The organism is Allobosea thiooxidans, assembly GCF_900168195.1.
Taxonomy (GTDB): domain Bacteria; phylum Pseudomonadota; class Alphaproteobacteria; order Rhizobiales; family Beijerinckiaceae; genus Allobosea; species Allobosea thiooxidans.
In genome coordinates, this window is sequence record NZ_FUYX01000006.1 from 208,128 (window position 1) to 226,124 (window position 17,997).

The window sequence follows — 17,997 nt, forward strand, 5'->3', positions numbered from 1 at the left end:
TCATGACCATCTCGTTCAGCCGCCGCGCCGCGCTCGCCGCCGGCCTCTCCTTGGCCTTCGCCGCCGGCCCCGCCCTCGCCCAGCAGAATCAGGTGCTCCGCATCGGCGTCACGCCCGGCCCGCATGCCGAAATCCTGGAGAAGGTGAAGCCGCTCGCGGCGCAGAAGGGCCTCGACCTCAAGATCACCGAGTTCTCCGACTATGTCGTGCCGAACCAGGCGCTCGACGCCGGCGAGCTGGAGGCCAACTCCTTCCAGCACGAGCCCTATCTCGACAACCAGGTGAAGGATCGCGGCTACAAGATCGTCAAGGTCGGCCTGACCGTGAACTTCCCGATCGGCATCTACTCGTCGAAGTACAAGAGCTGGGCCGAGATCCCGGACGGCGCCACCATCGCCATCCCGAACGACCCGACCAATGGCGGGCGCGTGCTGCTGCTGCTGCAGGACAAGGGCGCGATCAAGCTGAAGGACGGCGTCGGCTTCAAGCCGACCGTCGCCGACATCACCGCCAATCCGAAGAAGTTCAAGATCATCGAGCTCGAGGCCGCCCAGACGCCGCGTTCGCTGGCCGACGTCGCCGCCGCCGCGATCAATACCAACTACGCGGTCGACGCCAAGATCGAGCCGACCTCCGCCATCCTGCGCGAGGACGCCAAGGGCCCCTATGTCAACCTGATCGCGGTTCGCGCCACCGACAAGGACAAGCCCTGGGTCAAGACGCTGGTCGACGTCTACCACAGCCCGGAAATCAAGAGCTTCATCGCCGAGCGCTACAAGGGCGCCGTGCTGGCCGGCTGGTAACCCTCTCCTCCCACCTGGCTTTCGATCATCGGCCAGGCACCTGCCCGGATGCTCGCGCATCCGGGCTTTTTGTTGTGCTCGTCATGGTCGGGCTTGACCCGACCATCTCGGAAACCAGCATGCTCTGGTCATGAGATTCTCGGGTCTGCGCTTCGCTTCGCCCGAGAATGACGCGGTCGGCTCACTCAGTTCCCGATCTTGCCGAAAGCGAAGAACTGGGTCTCGCCGGAGGAATCGTCGACGCCGTCATTGTCGGTGACGACGAAGAGGTTGCCGGCCTTGTCGACCGTCATGCCCTCGACCTTGTCGAGGCCATAGCCGCCGGCCTTCATCAGGTCCGGCGTCAGGTCGCGCAGCAGGGTCTTCGTCACGGTCGGGATTTCGCCAGCGCCGATGGCCGCGGGCTTCAGCCCCTTCACCGAGAAGGTCTGGAGCGTCTTCACCGCCTTGGCGCCGAAGCCGTTATCGCGCTCGATCACGGCGAAGCGGTCATCGCCGAGGACGACGAGCTCGGAGAGGCCCATCCAGAAGCCCGCGGCCGGCTGCGACAGCGGGTAATGCAGCACGCCCCATTCCCTGGTCGCCGGCTTGTAGGACAGGAGCTTGGCCTTGCCCTTCGGATCGTCCTTCCACTCGCGCTGCACGGCGAGCCAGACGGTCTCCTCGGCGCCGCTGCCGGTGACCGCCACGCCTTCGAGGCCGAAGCGGACCGCGTGCTTCGCCAGGGCTTCCGGCAGACGGATCTCCTCCTCGACCTCGCCCTTGGCCGAGACGCGCAGCAGGATGTCCGCGAGCGGCGCGTCCTTCTTCTCGGGATTGCCCTCCGAAGCCAGCCAGAAGCCGCCGCCCTCGCGGGTCGCGATGCCCTCGAGGTCGTAGGCGGCCGGCTGGCCGTCCTTGGTCACGGTGATGGCGGCGGTGATCTTCGCGGGCTTCTGCGTCGCGTCGATCTGCAGGATGCGGGACGGCGCATAGGCGCTGTCGGTGATCGAGAAGAGCTTGCCCGGCGCGGCGCGATCGGCGGCGAGGCCCGACAGCGCGCCCCAGCCGATCGGCAGGCCGTTCTCGTTCTCGGACTGGATGGTGGGATAGGCAGCGGCCTGCTCGGCGCGGCGATAGATCATCACCGCCGAACGGGCGCCGCCCTTCGCGCCGACATCGGTCTCCGAAGCCGAGACGAAGAGGTCGCGCTGCGGGATGGCGAGCAGGCCCTCCGGGCCGATGCCGGTCGGCAGGGCCTGCAGGAAGCGCGGCGCCTTGCCGGCGCCCTCGTCCCTGTAGACCAGCACCAGCGAGGCGCGCTCCAGGCCGACGAAGATCAGGCGATCGTTGCCATAGGTCGCGACCTCGATGCCCTCGGGCTCGCTGCCCTTCGCGCCCGAGCGCTTCTCGGGATAATGGCCCAGCCGCATGGCGATGTGGTCGACATCCGAACCGGAATCGAACTCGACCGTGCCGTCCTTGCGGAAGATCGAGAAGCCGCGCGAGCCGCCCTTCCAGTCGCCTTCATTGGCGGTGACGAAGCGGTCACTGTCGAGCCAGCGCACGGCATCGGGCTCGCGCGCGACGCCCTTCAGCTCCTCGACCGGCTTGATCTGGCCGTCGCGGGTCTTGTCGATGTTCTTGAGGTCGACCGTGCCGGCCGGGAAATGCGCCACCACCTTGCCGGTCTTCGAGTCCACGACGGCGATGTGGTTGTTCTCCTGCAGCGTCACCACGACGAGGCCGTCATGATTGGCGTCGACGAATTCCGGCTCCGGATCGGTCGGCTCGACGGCGGCGAGGCCGGTCAGGTCGACGAGCTGGCGGGTGGCGCAGTCGATGGCGCCGTCCTTGATGCCGATCAGGGTGAGGTTGCCGGCGGGAAGCTGCGGCAGGGCGCCCTTGTTCAGCTTCTCGTCGCGCTCGTTCTCGATGGCGATGACGATCTTGCCCTTGTCCTTGGTCAGCGTGACCGAGTCGGGCTGGCCGCCGAGGTCGCATTTGGCGACGACCTGCTTGGTCTTGAGGTCGACGGTGGCGAGATGGCCGGCCGGCTCCTTGAAATTGTCGCCGGAGGTGACGACGGCGACGAAGGCCTTGTCGCCGAGGATCGTGACCGAGGTGGATTCGCCCTCGAGCGGAACGAAACCGGCAGGCTTGGGATTGGCGGGATCGGCGATGTCGATGAGCCCGAGCGCCTTCTGCTCGGCGTCGGTATAGGCGAGCAGCGTGCCGTCGCCATTGGCGGCGATGATCTCGGAAACGGTCTTCTTCGCCGGATCGCGATCGGCCGGCAGATTCTGCGGCACGGAGAAGGTGGCGATCCGGTTGAACAGCGGCTCGGCCACGGCCGTGCCGCTGAGCAGGACAGCGGCGAGAGCCGCGAGGACGAAGGGCTGGCGCATGGATTCTCACCGCTGACGGAAACAGAGGCCCGTCGGCTAATCAGCCCATGCGACAGCCGCATGACGATCCGTCACCGCAGCGCCGGGCTCTCGCCATCCGCGTGCGAAAGGAGGGCGACGCCGGAGCGCCGGAGGCCGAGCACCTCCAGCTCGGTGACGATGGCGACGGCGGCGGCCTGCGCCAGCACGAAGGCGATGCCGAGCCCGGTCGGCGCGAACCAGCCGAGCAGGAGAATCGCCAGGCTGTCGACGATCCAGACGAGGTTGATGCCGATGACGGCGTAGACGGCGAGGCGCGGCAGCGCCTTGCGGCTCGCGAGGAAGCCGAGCAGCGCCGCGCAGGGCAGCAGCAGGAGGCCCGCACCGCGCAGAAGCGCCTCCGGCAGGCCAAGCGGCGCGGCGAGCGGTCCGGCGGCCGTGGCGAGCAGCAGGCCCATGCCGGCGCAGGCGGCGGCATCGAGAGCGAGCGCGTTGCGCAGGAGGGGCGAGGACTGGATGAACGACATGGCATTTTCCTTCCGGCTTGGGCATGGCGGCCCGGTGTCGATGCCGTGGATGCTGACGGCTCCGGGAAAGCGCGTCGATTAAGCGGGAGGTAATTGGAACGGCTCGCCGGGATCACTAGCTTGCCTGCCATGACCACGCATCACCCCCCCTCCCTCGGCGCCCTGCTCCGCGACTGGCGGCAGCTGCGCCGCTTCAGCCAGCTCGATCTCGCCCTCGAGGCCGAGATCTCGCAGAAGCATCTGAGCTTCATCGAGAGCGGCCGCTCGCGCCCGAGCCGCGAGATGGTGCTGCTGCTTGCCGAGCATCTCGCCGTGCCGCTGCGCGAACGCAACGCGCTGCTGCTCGCGGCGGGTTATGCGCCGATCTATCTGGAGCGCTCGCTGGAGGACCCGTCGCTGAAAGCCGCCCGCAGCGCGATCGACCTGATCCTCAAGGGTCACGAGCCCTATCCGGCGCTCGCGGTCGACCGGCACTGGACGCTGCTCGCCGCCAACACCGCCGTCACCCGGCTGCTCGGCCTCGTCGCCGATGCCGAGCTGCTGCGCCCACCCGTCAATGTCCTGCGCCTGTCGCTGCATCCGGACGGGTTCGCACCCTTCATCGTCAATTCCGCCGAATGGCGAGCCCATCTGCTGGCCCGGCTGCGCCAGCAGGTGCGGGCGACGGCAGATGCGACGCTGGGCGCGCTCCTGACCGAGCTATCCGACTATCCGCAGCCCGGCGGCACCGGGAAGGGCCACCACGACAGCGAGGTGGAAGCCGGCATCGTCGTGCCGATGCAGCTCAGGCTGGGCGAGACGGTGCTGTCGCTGATCTCGACGACGACGGTGTTCGGCACACCGGTCGACATCACGCTGTCCGAGCTCGCGCTGGAGACCTTCTTCCCGGCGGACGCGGCCACGGCCGAGGCGCTGCACGCCCTCGCCGCAAACGGCAGCGGCACGGCCTAGGCGACGCCACAGACGGGATCGCATGCGAAAACGCGAAAGGGCCGCCTCTCGGCGTCCCTTCGGCAATTCCGGCGCCACAATGGCTCAGGCCGTGCCGCCGAGCCCGCCGAGGAAATCCTTGACCCGGCCGAAGAAGCCGGCCGTCTCCGGATGATTGTTGTGCGAGCTCTCGCGCTCGAACTCCTCGAGCAGCTCGCGCTGGCGCATCGTGAGTTTCTGCGGCGTCTCGACCACGACCTGGATGTAGAGGTCGCCGACATCGCGCGAGCGCAGCACGCTCATGCCCTTGCCCTTCAGGCGGAACTGCTTGCCGGTCTGGGTTCCCTCCGGGATCTTCACCCGCGCCTGCTCGCCCGAAAGCGTCGGCACCTCGATCTCGCCGCCGAGCGCGGCCGAGACCAGCCCGATCGGCACGCGGCAGAACAGATCGGCGCCATCGCGCTGGAAGATCGCGTGCGGCTTGATCGAGAGGAAGATGTAGAGATCGCCCGCAGGCCCGCCGCGCAGGCCGGCCTCGCCCTCGCCGGCGAGCCGGATGCGGGTGCCGTCCTCGACGCCGGCCGGAATGTTGACCGAAAGGGTGCGCTCGCGGGTGACGCGGCCGGCGCCCTGGCAGTTCTTGCAGGGGTCGTCGATGATCTCGCCGCGGCCCGAGCAGGTCGGGCAGGTGCGCTCGACCGAGAAGAAGCCCTGGTTGGCGCGGACGCGGCCATGGCCGCCGCAGGTGGGGCACTGGCGCGACTTCGAGCCCGGCTTGGCCCCGGTGCCGGAGCAGGATTCGCAGGAGACCGAGGTCGGCACCCGGATCGAGGCGTTCTTGCCGATGAAGGCCTCCTCCAGCCCGATCTCGAGATTGTAGCGCAGGTCGGCACCGCGCTCGCGGCCATTGGCGCTGCGCGGCCCGCCGCGCCGGGCGTCGCCGAAGAAGGAATCGAAGATGTCCGACATGAAATCGGAGAAATCGGCGTTTCCGCCGGCACCGCCGCCATTCTCGAAGGCCTGATGGCCGAAGCGATCATAGGCGGCGCGCTTCTGGCCGTCGGAGAGGACCTGATAGGCCTCGTTGATTTCCTTGAACTTGATCTCGGCTTCCTTGTCGCCGGGATTCTTGTCCGGATGATGCTGCATCGCGAGCTTGCGGAAGGAGCTCTTGAGCTCGACCTCCGTCACGGTCCGGCTGACGCCGAGGATCTCGTAGTAATCGCGCTTCGACATCGAAACGTCTGCCCCTTGCCTTTGACGCGCCATGGCCGGGCGTGTCAGCCCGGCCATGCGCGACAGGCGTTGTCCATCCTGTCTTCACACCGCCCCGGAACGAGATGGCCGGGTCTCGAGCCCGGCCATCTGTCGCGTTCCGCGACGAACGCGGATTACGCGCTCTTCTTCTTGTCGTCCGAGACGTCCTTGAAGTCGGCGTCGATGACGTCGTCCTTCTTGGCTTCCTCGGCCGGCTCGCCCTCGGCCGCGCCGGCCTCGGCCTGGCTCGCCGCATACATCGCCTCGCCGAGCTTCATCGAAGCCTGCATCAGCTCGTTGGTGCGGGCCTGGATGGCCTCGGCGTCCTCGCCGGTGAGCGCGGTCTTGAGCGCCTCGACAGCGGTCTCGATCGCGCCCTTGTCGGCCTCGGAAACCTTGTCGCCATAGTCCTTCAGCGACTTCTCGGTCGAGTGCACGAGGCTCTCGCCCTGGTTCTTGGCCTCGACCAGCTCACGGCGCTTCTTGTCCTCGGCGGCGTTCGCCTCGGCATCCTTCACCATCTTCTGGATATCGGCCTCGCTGAGGCCGCCGGAAGCCTGGATCTTGATCTGCTGCTCCTTGTTGGTGGCCTTGTCCTTCGCCGTCACCGAGACGATGCCGTTGGCGTCGATGTCGAAGGTCACCTCGATCTGCGGCATGCCGCGCGGGGCCGGCGGGATGCCCATCAGGTCGAACTGGCCGAGCAGCTTGTTGTCGGCCGCCATCTCGCGCTCGCCCTGGAAGACCCGGATCGTCACCGCGTTCTGGTTGTCCTCTGCGGTGGAGAAGACCTGGCTCTTCTTGGTCGGGATCGTGGTGTTGCGGTCGATCAGGCGCGTGAACACGCCGCCCAGCGTCTCGATGCCGAGCGAAAGCGGGGTCACGTCGAGCAGCAGCACGTCCTTGACGTCGCCCTGGAGAACGCCGGCCTGGATCGCGGCGCCGATGGCGACGACCTCGTCAGGGTTGACGCCCTTGTGCGGCTCCTTGCCGAAGAACTGCTTCACGACCTCCTGCACCTTCGGCATACGGGTCATGCCGCCGACGAGGACGACCTCGTCGATCTGGCCCGCCGAAAGGCCGGCATCCTTGAGCGCCTTCTTGCAGGGCTCGATGGTGCGCTGGACGAGATCGTCGACCAGGCTCTCGAACTTGGCGCGCGAGAGCTTGATGGCGAGGTGCTTCGGACCGGTCGCATCCGCCGTGATATAGGGCAGGTTGATCTCGGTCTGGGCCGTGGTCGAGAGCTCGATCTTGGCCTTCTCGGCCGCTTCCTTCAGGCGCTGGAGAGCGAGCTTGTCCTTCTTCAGGTCGATGCCCTGCTCGCGCTTGAACTCGTCCGCCAGGTACTCGACCAGGCGCATGTCGAAGTCCTCGCCGCCGAGGAAGGTGTCGCCGTTGGTCGACTTCACCTCGAAGACGCCGTCGCCGATCTCGAGGATCGAGACGTCGAAGGTGCCGCCGCCGAGGTCATAGACCGCGATGGTGCCGGCCTGCTTCTTGTCGAGGCCGTAGGCGAGCGCGGCTGCCGTCGGCTCGTTGATGATGCGCAGCACCTCGAGGCCGGCGATGCGGCCGGCATCCTTCGTCGCCTGGCGCTGGGCGTCGTTGAAATAGGCAGGGACCGTGATGACGGCCTGGGTGACGGGCTGGCCGAGATAAGCCTCCGCCGTCTCCTTCATCTTCGTCAGCGTGAAGGCCGAGATCTGCGACGGCGAATAGTCCTTGCCGTCGGCTTCGACCCAGGCATCGCCCGATGAGGCCTTCTTGATCTTGTAGGGAACGAGCTTGACGTCCTTCTGCGTCATCGGATCGTCGAAGGTACGACCGATGAGGCGCTTGATCGCGAAGAAGGTGCGCTCGGGGTTGGTGACGGCCTGGCGCTTGGCCGGCTGGCCGACGAGGCGCTCGCCATCATCCGTGATCGCGACGATCGACGGCGTGGTGCGTGCACCCTCGGAGTTTTCGATGACCTTCGGCGTCGAGCCTTCCATCACTGCAACGCAGCTGTTGGTCGTGCCGAGGTCGATACCAATGACTTTACCCATGGATGGGATCCCTTTCGATTGAGCAGATCGCCGACCCACGACGCATTCCCGCCGCCGGCCGGCCCATGGACCGGACCGCCCCCGCTTCAGCGGCGAACGAACCGGCATTCCACGTTTGACGGTGGTTAAACCGCCCCTTGGCGGCGTATATAGTGAGGGTGTTCCCGCCCTTGCAAGACAGGCGAGCCGATTAAGGAGCGGGGATGGCGGACTGCGGAGCCGAACCGGCGTTTTCGCGGCCACTGTGTCCTTGCCGCCCTTGTGCCGCCGCGGCCCTGCCGTCATGCAGGAAGGCCGATCCATTCGCGCATGGACAGCCATGAGCCGATCGACGCGTTTCGCCCTCGTCCTGGCGGCCGCCGCAGCCGCATCGGTCGCCTGTGCGCAGGCACAGCCGCTGCAATTGCCCGGCGCCCAGCCGTTCAACGCGCCAGGCACGCACCAGCTCGCCCCGTCGGCCCCCGGAGCGCCGGCCCCGCCGCGACAGCCGAGCATGCCCGCCATCAAGATCGCCGGCGAGGAGGCGATCCTCGGCAAGGCCTTGCACCGCAACGGCAATCACGGCGAGGCGACCTTCAGCAAGACCGCCGACGGCTACGGCATGAAGCTCAATCTCGACGGCTTCCAGCCCGATAATCTGGTCGAGCCCTGCGCCGTCTCCTTCGGCGATGCGCCCGTTCCGGTCACGGCTCTCGGCCGGCCGGCCGGCGTGCCGCGCTACCGGCTGGAAGCATCGATCTGCCCGATCGTCTTCGACGTGCTGGACGGCGCCTTTCTCGTCGTCGAACCCGCCGAACCCTGCGTCGTCCAGGCCGCGCAGTGCCGCATCGACCCGCGCGGGCTGTGGGGGCCGGATGCGCGCATCGTCGCCGGGCAGGCGAAGGAGACCGAGCGCGCGCGCGGCGCGGCCGAACGGGCCGTGCGCGAAGGCTATCGCACGCTGACCGCCAAGTCCGACCCGGTCGAGCAGCGCTCGATCGCCCGCGAGCAGGCCGGATTCTCGGCCGAGCGCGAAATGACCTGCCGCGATTTCCAGCGCGAGGGCCAGATGGGCTTCTGTGCCGCCCGGATCACCGAAGCCCGCGCCGCCTCGCTGCGCGCCCGGCTCGGCCTCAACACCGAGCCCAAGCCCGCGGCGAAACCGAAGCCGCGTGCCGCACCGAAGCCGGCACCGCTCTCGCTCACCCCGACGCAGTAGGCCTCTCCCGTCAGCGCCTGCCGTCATTGCGAGGAGCGATAGCGACGAAGCAATCCAGGGGGACTTGGATGAGACGGTCCGCCCGGCCCCCTGGATTGCTTCGCTTCGCTCGCAATGACGGTTCAGGCTGCGGAACCCATCCGTGCACGCAGCGCGGCCTCGTCGAGACCGGCGAGCGCATCGATCAGATGCATCGCGAAACTGCCGGGGCCGGCAGCACGTTCAGCTGCGATCTCGCCTGCGATGCCATAGGCGGTCAGCGCAGCCGCCGCCGCGATCGCCGCATCCGGCTCGACCGCGCGGCAGGCGGCGACCAGCGCGCTGGAGGCGCAGCCGAGGCCCGTGACCCTGGCCATCCATTCATGGCCATGCGCGACGGAGAGAACCCGCTCGCCACCTTCGATCCGGTCGATCCTGCCGGTCGTGACGCGCAGAACACCGCCGGCCGATTGCATGACGGCATCGAGCGCGGCCATTTCCGCGGCATTCCCGCGGACGATGACGCCGGGCTGTTTCAACACCTCCTCGGCCAGGCGCAACCGCAGCGGCGACAGCTCGACGAAAACGGGATCGAGCACCAGCGGGATGTCCCGCTCCCGCGCGATGGCGAGGAGCTTCGGGATGGCGCGCTCGCCTTCCGGGCTGAGCGTCCCGAGATTGACCAGGATCGCGCCGGCTCCGGCTGCGACCGCCGCCACCTCCTCGGGGTGGCTCGCCATAGAGGGCACCGCCCCGAAGGCGAGCAGCATGTTGGCCGTGACGTTCTGCGCCACGGTATTGGTCAGGCAATGGATGCGCGGGCGGCGTTTCGCCACCCGCGCGAGGATCGACGCGACCCGGGCCGCGTCGAAGCTGTCGTTCATCCCGCTCATTCGGCCGCAGGTAGATAGATGCTGCCGCCCTTGTCGAGGAATTCCTTCGACTTGGCGGCCATTCCCTCCGCCGCCATGGCTTCCAGCGCGCTGCGCTCGTTCTCGCCCATCGCCAGCACCTCGGCGCGCAAATCCTGCGTGATCTTCATCGAGCAGAATTTCGGCCCGCACATCGAACAGAAATGCGCGACCTTGTGGGCGTCCTTCGGCAGCGTCTCGTCATGGAACTCCCGCGCCGTATCGGGATCGAGCGCCAGGTTGAACTGGTCCTCCCAACGGAAGTCGAAGCGGGCGCGGGAGAGCGCGTCGTCCCTGACCTTGGCGGCCGGATGGCCCTTGGCGAGATCGGCGGCATGGGCCGCGATGCGGTAGGTGATGACGCCGGTCTTGACGTCGTCGCGGTTCGGCAGGCCGAGATGCTCCTTCGGCGTGACGTAGCAGAGCATGGCGCAGCCATACCAGCCGATCATCGCCGCTCCGATGCCGGAGGTGATGTGGTCGTAACCAGGCGCGATGTCGGTGGTCAGCGGGCCGAGCGTGTAGAAGGGCGCCTCGCCGCATTCGCGCAGCTGCTTGTCCATGTTCTCCTTGATCTTGTGCATCGGCACATGGCCGGGGCCCTCGATCATGACCTGACAGCCCTTGTCCCAGGCGATCTTTGTGAGTTCGCCCAAGGTCTCCAGCTCGGCGAACTGGGCGCGGTCATTGGCATCGGCGATCGAGCCGGGGCGCAGGCCGTCTCCCAGCGAGAAGGAGACGTCGTAGCGGCGCATGATCTCGCAGATCTCGTCGAAGCGCTCGTAGAGGAAGCTCTCCCTGTGATGCGCCAGGCACCAGCGCGCCATGATCGAGCCGCCGCGCGAGACGATGCCGGTGACGCGGTTGGCCGTCAGCGGGACGTAGGGCAGGCGCACGCCGGCATGGATGGTGAAGTAGTCGACGCCCTGCTCGGCCTGCTCGATCAGCGTGTCCTTGAACACCTCCCAGTCGAGCTTGATCGGATCGCCGCCGACCTTCTCCAGCGCCTGGTAGATCGGCACCGTGCCGATCGGCACCGGCGAGTTGCGCAGGATCCAGGAACGGATGTTGTGGATGTTGCGGCCGGTGGAGAGGTCCATCACCGTGTCCGCGCCCCAGCGGATCGCCCAGACCAGCTTCTCGACCTCCTCGGCCGCGCCGGAGGTGACGGCGGAATTGCCGATATTGGCGTTGATCTTGACCAGGAAGTTGCGGCCGATCGCCATCGGCTCCAGTTCCGGGTGGTTGATGTTGGCCGGGATGATGGCGCGACCGCGCGCGATCTCGTCACGGACGAATTCCGGCGTCACGAATTCCGGCACGCTGGCGCCGAAGCTCTCGCCGTCGGCATGGCGCTCCCTGGCACCTTCCAGCATGGCGGCGCGGCCGAGATTCTCGCGATGGGCGACATAGATCATCTCGGGGGTGACGATGCCGGCCCTGGCGAATTCGTACTGCGTCGTCAGCTGGCCGGGCCTGGCCTGCAGGATCGGGCGCTGCGCCGGGCATGCCGGCACGAGCTGGTCGGCCGAGATGTTGCCGTTGTCGGCGGCGGTGACGGCGCGTCCCGCCACCTGTTCGAAACCGCGCTGATCGAGCCAGGCCCGGCGCGGCTGCACGAGGCCGGCATTGAGGTCGATCCTGGCGTCGGTCTCGGTATAGGGGCCGGAAGGATCGTAGATGCGCACCGGCGGCTCGGCATCCGTGGTCAGCACGACCTCGCGAAAGGGCACGCGCATCTCGGGATGCTCTGGCGCGGCGACATAGATCTTGCGCGAGCCGATGATCGGCCCGGTGGTCACGCCGGTCGGGGCCGAGAATTTGGGCGCGGCCTTGGCGCTGGTCTTCTGGGGCTTGGTATGGGCATTCATGAGGATCTCCTCCTTGGTACAGGTCAGGAGATCCGGGCTCGGAAGCGGTTCAGTCGCTGTCTGCGGGCAAGGCTTCACGCCTTGCGATCGCGTTCCAGTCCCTCCGCCGGTATGACCCGGATCAGGTTCGACGGGTTCGGCTTCGAAAGCCATCTCAGCCCTTGCGGGCACCCCTCGGAACGGCTGCGAGGTTAGGCGCGCCGCCGCCGCTTTGCAACGGGCTGCGGGCATACCGGTCAGACCGTCTCCTGACATGTCCCGGAGCCCTCATCCTGAGGAGCGCCGCAGGCGCGTCTCGAAGGAGGTTCCAGATATCTCCAGAACCTCCCGAAACATCCTTCGAGACGCCGCTGACGCGGCTCCTCAGGATGAGGGCTGCATATTTCCGAATGGGTTCTAAGGAGAAAGGCTCAGGCGGAGCGGTCGACGAGGCCGCCCTGGCCGGCCGGCAGCATCGCCTTGGCCTGCTCGACGCTCTGCTGGAGCATGTCGGCGAGGCCCTGCTCGGCCTGCGCATTCTGGCGCAGCATCTCCGCCTGCAACGCCTGCTGCGTCGCGGCGGCCTGCATCGTGACCATGCTCTGGGCAAGGGAAACGGCGTCGCTCATGCCGGCAAGGCTAGAGCGTCGTGCTTGCCAAATCCTGAATCGCGCCGGTTCAGGGCGCGATGATCGATGGCACGCCCCGCGGCATCGGCGGATCGCGGCTGGGCTCCGGCGCCGCCTGTGCCCTGTCGTTCGGCGAGCGACGGGCATCCCTCTGCGGTGCGGCACGCTCGCCTGCCGGCGGGCGGGCAGCCTCTCCCGGCTGGGGCGCGGCCGGCACGCCCGGCGCGCGCTGCTTGGTCGTGGGAGCCGCTGTCTGCGCCTGCAACGGAAGCGAAACGGATAGGGTTGGCAGCAGCAACCCGGCCAGGATCAGTGCAAGCTTCCTCATGACGGCACCTCCATCGGCTGTTCCTCCGGGAATGGAACCGACGCATCGGCCAGTCGTTCCCTGCGCCCCCTGAAGAACGGGGCTGCTCGGAGAGCAGCCCCGCCAGCCGTCACTGGTTCTGGCCGGTGAGCAGCGGCGTGATTCGCCGCAGCGTCACGCGCCGGTTCTCGCGCGAGGCCTCCTGCGTGTTCACCTTCAGATACTGCTCGCCATAGCCCTGCGTCGTCAGGTTCTCCGGCGGGATCTGGAAGTCCCGCGTCAGGATCTCGGCCACCGACTGCGCCCGGCGGTCGGAAAGCGAGAGATTGTCGACGTCGGCGCCGACGGCATCGGTATGCCCCTCGACGAGGAAGACCTCGTTGGGCGAGCGCTGGAGGACCCGCTTGACCGAATCCGCGATCACGGCAAGCCGCCGGGCCTGGTCCGATCCGACATCCCAGGAGCCGGTGTCGAAATTGATCGTATCGATGTCGACGCTACGCATGCGGGCGCGCAGATCCGGCGAGTAACGTACCTCGTCCAGCGTGTACCGACGCGGAATCGCGGCGATCGGCGGCGCCGTGATCGTCTCGTAGATCAGCTCCTCATCGGCCTGGTCCGCGTCGACGATATAGCGCTCGCGCGGGATCGGCAGCGGCGGCGGCGGCAGCACAACGACATCGTCGGCGAAGCGGCCGGGACGGTCGCGCAGCGTGTTGTCGATGATGACCACCTCGCGGTCGTCGCGGCCGATGCGGGTGCGGCGGACCAGCCGACCCTCCTCGTCCGTGACGGTGACGATGCGCGTGCCGTCCGGGCGTTCGAAGACAGTGCGCATCTCGCCATCGCGACGTTCGGACCGGCCCTGCCAGCCGAGATCGCGGAAGCGCTGGTCCTCGTCGCGACGGATGATCGCGCGGCCGTCATCGTCGCGGATGATCGTGCGGCCGGGCTCGCGGATGATGGTGACGTCACCCTCGCGCCGCTCCTCGCGGCGGCCGCGGATATCCTCGAAGCGCTGGGCGCCCTGCGTCGCCATGATGCCGCCGATCACGCCGGCCCCGAGGCCGATCGCGCCGGCAACACCGGGCGAGATACCGCCGCGACGTCCCTCGCGCTGGGGCGGCTGTCCCTGGATGCCGCCCAGCGGCTGCGCCGGAGCGACGCCCGAAGGAGCCGGTGCCGTGGCGCCAGGCTGAGTCGGGGCGGCGGGCTGGGACGGGGCGACGGGAGCCGTCGCAGGAGGCGAACCGGGCATCGGGCGGGCAGGCTGGGTTGGTGCGGCGCCAGCCGGCGGCGTCGGCGCGGTGGCGCCGGGCTGGGCCGGAGCCGGGGCCGCGGCAGGAGGCGTTCCCGGTGCCGGTCGCGCGGGCTGGCCCGGAGCGGGCGCGGTCGGCGCCGCGCCGGGCTGCGGCACGGCGGAAGGCGCGCGACCGGTCGGCGGGGCCGCGGAAGGCGGCACGGCCGGGCCTCCGCGCGGGACGGCCGAGGGCGGCGACGCCGAGTCGGGCCGGGTTGGTGCGGCAGGGGCCGTTCCCGGCGCCGGCCGCGCGGGCTGGCCCGGAGCAGGAGCGGTCGGCGCCGTGCCGGGCTGCGGCACTGCGGAAGGCGCGCGACCGGGCGGCGGGGCGGCGGAAGGCGGCACGGCCGGGCCTCCGCGCGGGACGGCCGACGGCGGCGACGCCGAATCGGGACGGGACGGCGCAGGAGCCGTTCCCGGAACCGGCTGCGCGGGGCGAGCCGGAGCGGGGGCGGACGGCGCCGTGCCGGGCTGCGGCGCGGCCGGCCGGGGCGGTGCAGCCGGGCGCTCCGCCGGAGCGGGCGCTCGCGGCGCCTCGGAAGGAGCGGCGCGTGGTGCCGTCGGCGCGGGAGGCGCTGCCGGCGGGCGCGGCGGCGTCGGCCGGGCGGCTGGCGGCTGCTCCGGAGCGGGCGCCTGGTTCGGCGCGGGACGCGGCGCGGCCGGGGCCTCGCGCGGCATGGCCGGCGGCTGCGGCCGCGCCGCGCCTGGGCCGGGCTCGGGTTGCGGCGGGCGCGGAGCCTGGGGCGCGCCCGGAGCGGCGGGGCGCTCCGGGCCACGCTGCCCCGGCTGGGCGCCCGGCGGACGCCGTGGTTCGTCGGGCCGTTCGCGTGGTCCGCGCCGCGGCTCATCGTCCCCGCTCGGCGCCTGGGCAAGCCGGTAGCCGCTCTGGGCGAAGGCCTGTCCGACCTGGGAGAGGACGAGGGCCGGCAGGACGGTTCCCACCAGCAGCCAGCGTTTCGTGCGCATCGCAATACCCGTATTCGTTTCAGACTGAGGACATCAGGCCGGCGAAGGCCTGAACCCCCGATGAAGCGAAAACGGCGAGAATCGGGCAGCGGTTCCGCCCGGGTTCGTCAAATACCTGCCTGCTCCTTCACATAGGCCGCGATCTCGGCATGGGTCGCGAACCAGCAATCGCCCTTCGCCTTGGCCAGCCGGACCAGCTCCTCGAGGATCCAGAAGCGCGAGCGATAGGTGATGACATGCGGGTGCATGGTCAGCAGGAAGAGCCCGCCCTCGGCATAGGCGCCTTCGAATTCGCGGCGGAAGATGTCGAAGACCGCTTCCGGCGGCGTATAGGGCCGGAGCGCCTGGAAGCGGTTCATGCTGAGATAGGGCGCGTCGTCGCGAATCCACTCGACCGGCAATTCGACGATGCCGGTCGCCTCGCCCTTCTCGACGATCTCATAGGGGTCGTCGTCGGCGAAGAGCGAGGAATCGTAGAGCAGGCCGAGCTCGCGTTCGATCGAGAGCGTCACGTCGGAAAAGTCCCAAGATGGGGTGCGCATGCCGACCGGGCGGACGCCGGTGACCTTCTCCAGCGTGTCGGCCGAGCGCAGGTGCAACTCGCGCTCGTTCGCGGGCGGCACCGCCGTATTGACCTCGTGGATCCAGCCATGGAGGCCGATCTCGTGGCCGGCGCCGACGATGCGGCGCTGCTCGTCGGGGTAAAGCAGCGCGGTCACGGCGGGGACGAAGAAGCTCGCCTTGATGTCCTGCTGCTTCAGCAGGTTCAGGATGCGCGGCACGCCGACGCGGTTGCCGTATTGACCCCAGGAGAGGCGCCCGACCGACTTGCCGCCGTCGCGCAACTCGTTGGTCTCGTGATCGACGTCGAAGGAGAGAGCCACGGCGCAGCGGGCGCCGTTCTTCCACCTGGCGGGTTTCAGGTTGCGGCCGGCACGCACCTGCTCGACCTTGCCGCGCCAGACCTCCTCGGGCCATTGCCAGGGCAGGAGTTCGTCGGATTGGGTCATGGCCTTGTCCTCTCTGTCGAAACGCTTCCCGTCATTGCGAGCGCAGCGAAGCAATCCAGGAGGACCGGGTTGAGCGGCTCAGCACCGTTGCCCTGGATCGCTTCGTCGCTTCGCTCCTCGCAGTGACGACGGGTAGGCAACGTCAAGCGCCCGGCAGCACCGGCACGGCGGCGAGCAGGCGCTTGGTGTAGTCGTGCTGCGGATGATCATAGACCGTGCCCGCCGGGCCGCTCTCGACGATCCTGCCGCGATACATGATGGCGACGCGGTCACAGAGATGGCGGACGACCGAGAGGTCGTGCGAGATGAAGATCAGCGTGAGATCCAGCTCCTGCCGCAGGCGGATCAGCAGGTTGATGATCTGCGCCTGGATCGAGACGTCGAGCGAGGCGACCGGCTCGTCGCAGACGACCACGTCCGGCTGCATTGCGAGCGCGCGGGCAATCGCGACGCGCTGGCGCTGGCCGCCGGAGAACTGGTGCGGGTAGCGGTCGGCGAAATCGGGGTTCAGCCCAACTGCCGCCAGCCATTGCCGGACATAGGCCTTCGCCTGCGCACGCTCGACCAACCCATGCGCCAGCGGTCCTTCGGCGATGCTGTCGCCGACCGTCATGCGTGGATTGAGCGAGGCGAAGGGGTCCTGGAAGATGGTCTGAACGCGCGTCGTGACCTTGTGCGGTTGCGCGCCCGCGCTCATCACCGGCGCGCCGTCGATGCGGACGAGGCCGCTGTCCGGCGCATAGATGCCGGCGGCCACGCGTCCGAGCGTCGACTTGCCCGAGCCGGATTCGCCGACCAGGCCGAGCGCCTCGCCACGCTTCAGCACCAGCGTGACGTCGTCGACCGCCTGCACCGCAGCCGGCGCCTTCGACAGGCCGGCCTTCTGGGCGAGCTTGCGGAAGAGGCCGGGCGTTCCGGCGAAGCGCTTGGCGACATGCTCGATGCGGACATAGTGCACGGCATCGGTGACCGCAGGCGGCGCCTGCTTCACGGCCCGCGGCGGTGGCGCGACATCGGAGCCGACACCACCGGCGAGCAGCGTGCCGGGCTCGGAGCGCGAGGGCAGCGCGTCGAGCAGCGCCTGCGTGTAGGGATGCTGCGGATGTGTCAGGACCGCGAGTGTCGGACCGGCCTCGACGATCTTGCCATGGCGCATGACGCAGACATGGTCGGCGAGCTCCGCGACCACGGCGAGGTCGTGGCTGATCCAGATCAGCGCGGTGCCGAGCTCGGCAACGAGTTCCTTCATCTCCGCGAGGATCTCGGCCTGCACGGAAACGTCGAGCGCGGTGGTCGGCTCGTCGCAGATGATCAGCTTCGGCCGGTGCAGCAGGGCGATCGCGATGGCGACGCGCTGGCGCATGCCGCCGGAGAACTGGTGCGGATAGAAATCGACCTTGGCCTCGGGATCGGGAATGCGGACCTGCGCCAGCGCCGCGACGGCACGGCGACGCGCCTCGGCGCCCGAAACCCTCTCATGCGCTTCCAGAGCGAGCCTGATCTGCGTCCCGATGGTCAGCATCGGGTTCAGCGTCATCATCGGGTCCTGGAAGACCATCGAGATCTGCTTGCCGCGAATCCTGCGCAGCTCTGCGGGCGACAGGCCGGTGAGCTCGCGGCCCTCCAGCTTCACCGAAGAACCGGGCTCGATGCGGCCGGGCGGATCGATCAGCCCGATGATCGAGAAGCCGGTGATGCTCTTGCCCGAGCCGGATTCGCCGACGAGGCCCATCACCTCGCCGCGCTTCAGCGCGAAGGAGACGCCGTCGACGGCCTTCACGACGTCGGCGCGAGCGTGGAAGTACGTGGCGAGGTCGGTGACCTGGAGGAGCGGGATTTCGGTCATCCGCGTTCGCCTCCGCCGTCATGCTCGCCCTTGTGGCGAGCATCCACGTCCTGAACACGACCCTCGACCA

General features: G+C 68.7%; 14 protein-coding genes and 1 riboswitch. Of the genes, 3 read left to right on the top strand and 11 right to left on the bottom strand.

What is annotated here, in order from left to right:
• Positions 1 to 2: 2 nt before the first annotated feature.
• Entirely contained in the window at positions 3 to 803 is an 801-nt protein-coding gene (locus B5Y19_RS13545; protein WP_055726651.1) for a MetQ/NlpA family ABC transporter substrate-binding protein, read from the top strand.
• A gap of 185 nt (positions 804 to 988) precedes the next feature.
• Here B5Y19_RS13545 and B5Y19_RS13550 read toward each other — a convergent pair whose 3' ends face one another.
• Positions 989 to 3,190: an esterase-like activity of phytase family protein gene (locus B5Y19_RS13550; protein ID WP_055726652.1), complete on the bottom strand. Its 2,202-nt coding sequence runs from the start codon at positions 3,188 to 3,190 to the stop codon at positions 989 to 991.
• Between the two features lie 71 nt (positions 3,191 to 3,261).
• Positions 3,262 to 3,696 (bottom strand): hypothetical protein, encoded by a 435-nt coding sequence (locus tag B5Y19_RS13555; RefSeq protein ID WP_055726653.1) that lies wholly within the window; start codon positions 3,694 to 3,696, stop codon positions 3,262 to 3,264.
• Between the two features lie 129 nt (positions 3,697 to 3,825).
• On the opposite strand from B5Y19_RS13555, the gene B5Y19_RS13560 reads away from it, so the two are divergent.
• Entirely contained in the window at positions 3,826 to 4,647 is an 822-nt protein-coding gene (locus tag B5Y19_RS13560; protein WP_055726654.1) for a helix-turn-helix domain-containing protein, read from the top strand.
• Positions 4,648 to 4,731: 84 nt separating this feature from the next.
• Here the strand turns inward: B5Y19_RS13560 and dnaJ are convergent, their stop codons facing one another.
• Complete coding sequence (gene dnaJ / locus B5Y19_RS13565) at positions 4,732 to 5,862, bottom strand: molecular chaperone DnaJ (RefSeq protein ID WP_055726655.1); 1,131 nt, start codon at positions 5,860 to 5,862, stop codon at positions 4,732 to 4,734.
• Between the two features lie 155 nt (positions 5,863 to 6,017).
• Entirely contained in the window at positions 6,018 to 7,931 is a 1,914-nt protein-coding gene (gene dnaK, locus B5Y19_RS13570) for a molecular chaperone DnaK (RefSeq protein WP_055726656.1), read from the bottom strand.
• 319 nt (positions 7,932 to 8,250) lie between these two features.
• On the opposite strand from dnaK, the gene B5Y19_RS13575 reads away from it, so the two are divergent.
• Positions 8,251 to 9,129, top strand: coding sequence for a hypothetical protein (locus B5Y19_RS13575; protein ID WP_055726657.1), 879 nt, complete (start codon positions 8,251 to 8,253; stop codon positions 9,127 to 9,129).
• A 122-nt stretch (positions 9,130 to 9,251) separates the two neighbouring features.
• On the opposite strand, the gene B5Y19_RS13580 is transcribed toward B5Y19_RS13575, so the two are convergent.
• From B5Y19_RS13580 to B5Y19_RS13605, 7 genes are all read right to left on the bottom strand, one after another.
• Positions 9,252 to 9,992 carry a hydroxyethylthiazole kinase gene (locus B5Y19_RS13580; protein ID WP_197282389.1) on the bottom strand — a complete coding sequence of 247 codons (741 nt, stop codon included), beginning with the start codon at positions 9,990 to 9,992 and terminating at the stop codon, positions 9,252 to 9,254.
• A gap of 5 nt (positions 9,993 to 9,997) precedes the next feature.
• Entirely contained in the window at positions 9,998 to 11,890 is a 1,893-nt protein-coding gene (gene thiC, locus B5Y19_RS13585) for a phosphomethylpyrimidine synthase ThiC (RefSeq protein ID WP_055726659.1), read from the bottom strand.
• Positions 11,891 to 11,970: 80 nt separating this feature from the next.
• Positions 11,971 to 12,075: riboswitch (TPP riboswitch) on the bottom strand.
• A gap of 225 nt (positions 12,076 to 12,300) precedes the next feature.
• Positions 12,301 to 12,498 carry a hypothetical protein gene (locus tag B5Y19_RS13590; RefSeq protein ID WP_055726660.1) on the bottom strand — a complete coding sequence of 66 codons (198 nt, stop codon included), beginning with the start codon at positions 12,496 to 12,498 and terminating at the stop codon, positions 12,301 to 12,303.
• A 49-nt stretch (positions 12,499 to 12,547) separates the two neighbouring features.
• Positions 12,548 to 12,826, bottom strand: a complete 279-nt coding sequence (locus B5Y19_RS25715; protein ID WP_139384387.1) for a hypothetical protein — start codon at positions 12,824 to 12,826, stop codon at positions 12,548 to 12,550.
• A gap of 109 nt (positions 12,827 to 12,935) precedes the next feature.
• On the bottom strand, positions 12,936 to 14,267 hold the full coding sequence (locus tag B5Y19_RS26675; protein WP_342060155.1) for an OmpA family protein: 1,332 nt from the start codon (positions 14,265 to 14,267) through the stop codon (positions 12,936 to 12,938).
• Positions 14,268 to 15,178: 911 nt separating this feature from the next.
• Positions 15,179 to 16,081 carry a polysaccharide deacetylase family protein gene (locus B5Y19_RS13600; RefSeq protein WP_055730064.1) on the bottom strand — a complete coding sequence of 301 codons (903 nt, stop codon included), beginning with the start codon at positions 16,079 to 16,081 and terminating at the stop codon, positions 15,179 to 15,181.
• A gap of 142 nt (positions 16,082 to 16,223) precedes the next feature.
• Positions 16,224 to 17,927, bottom strand: a complete 1,704-nt coding sequence (locus B5Y19_RS13605; RefSeq protein ID WP_055730063.1) for a dipeptide ABC transporter ATP-binding protein — start codon at positions 17,925 to 17,927, stop codon at positions 16,224 to 16,226.
• Between the last annotated feature and the right edge of the window lie 70 nt (positions 17,928 to 17,997).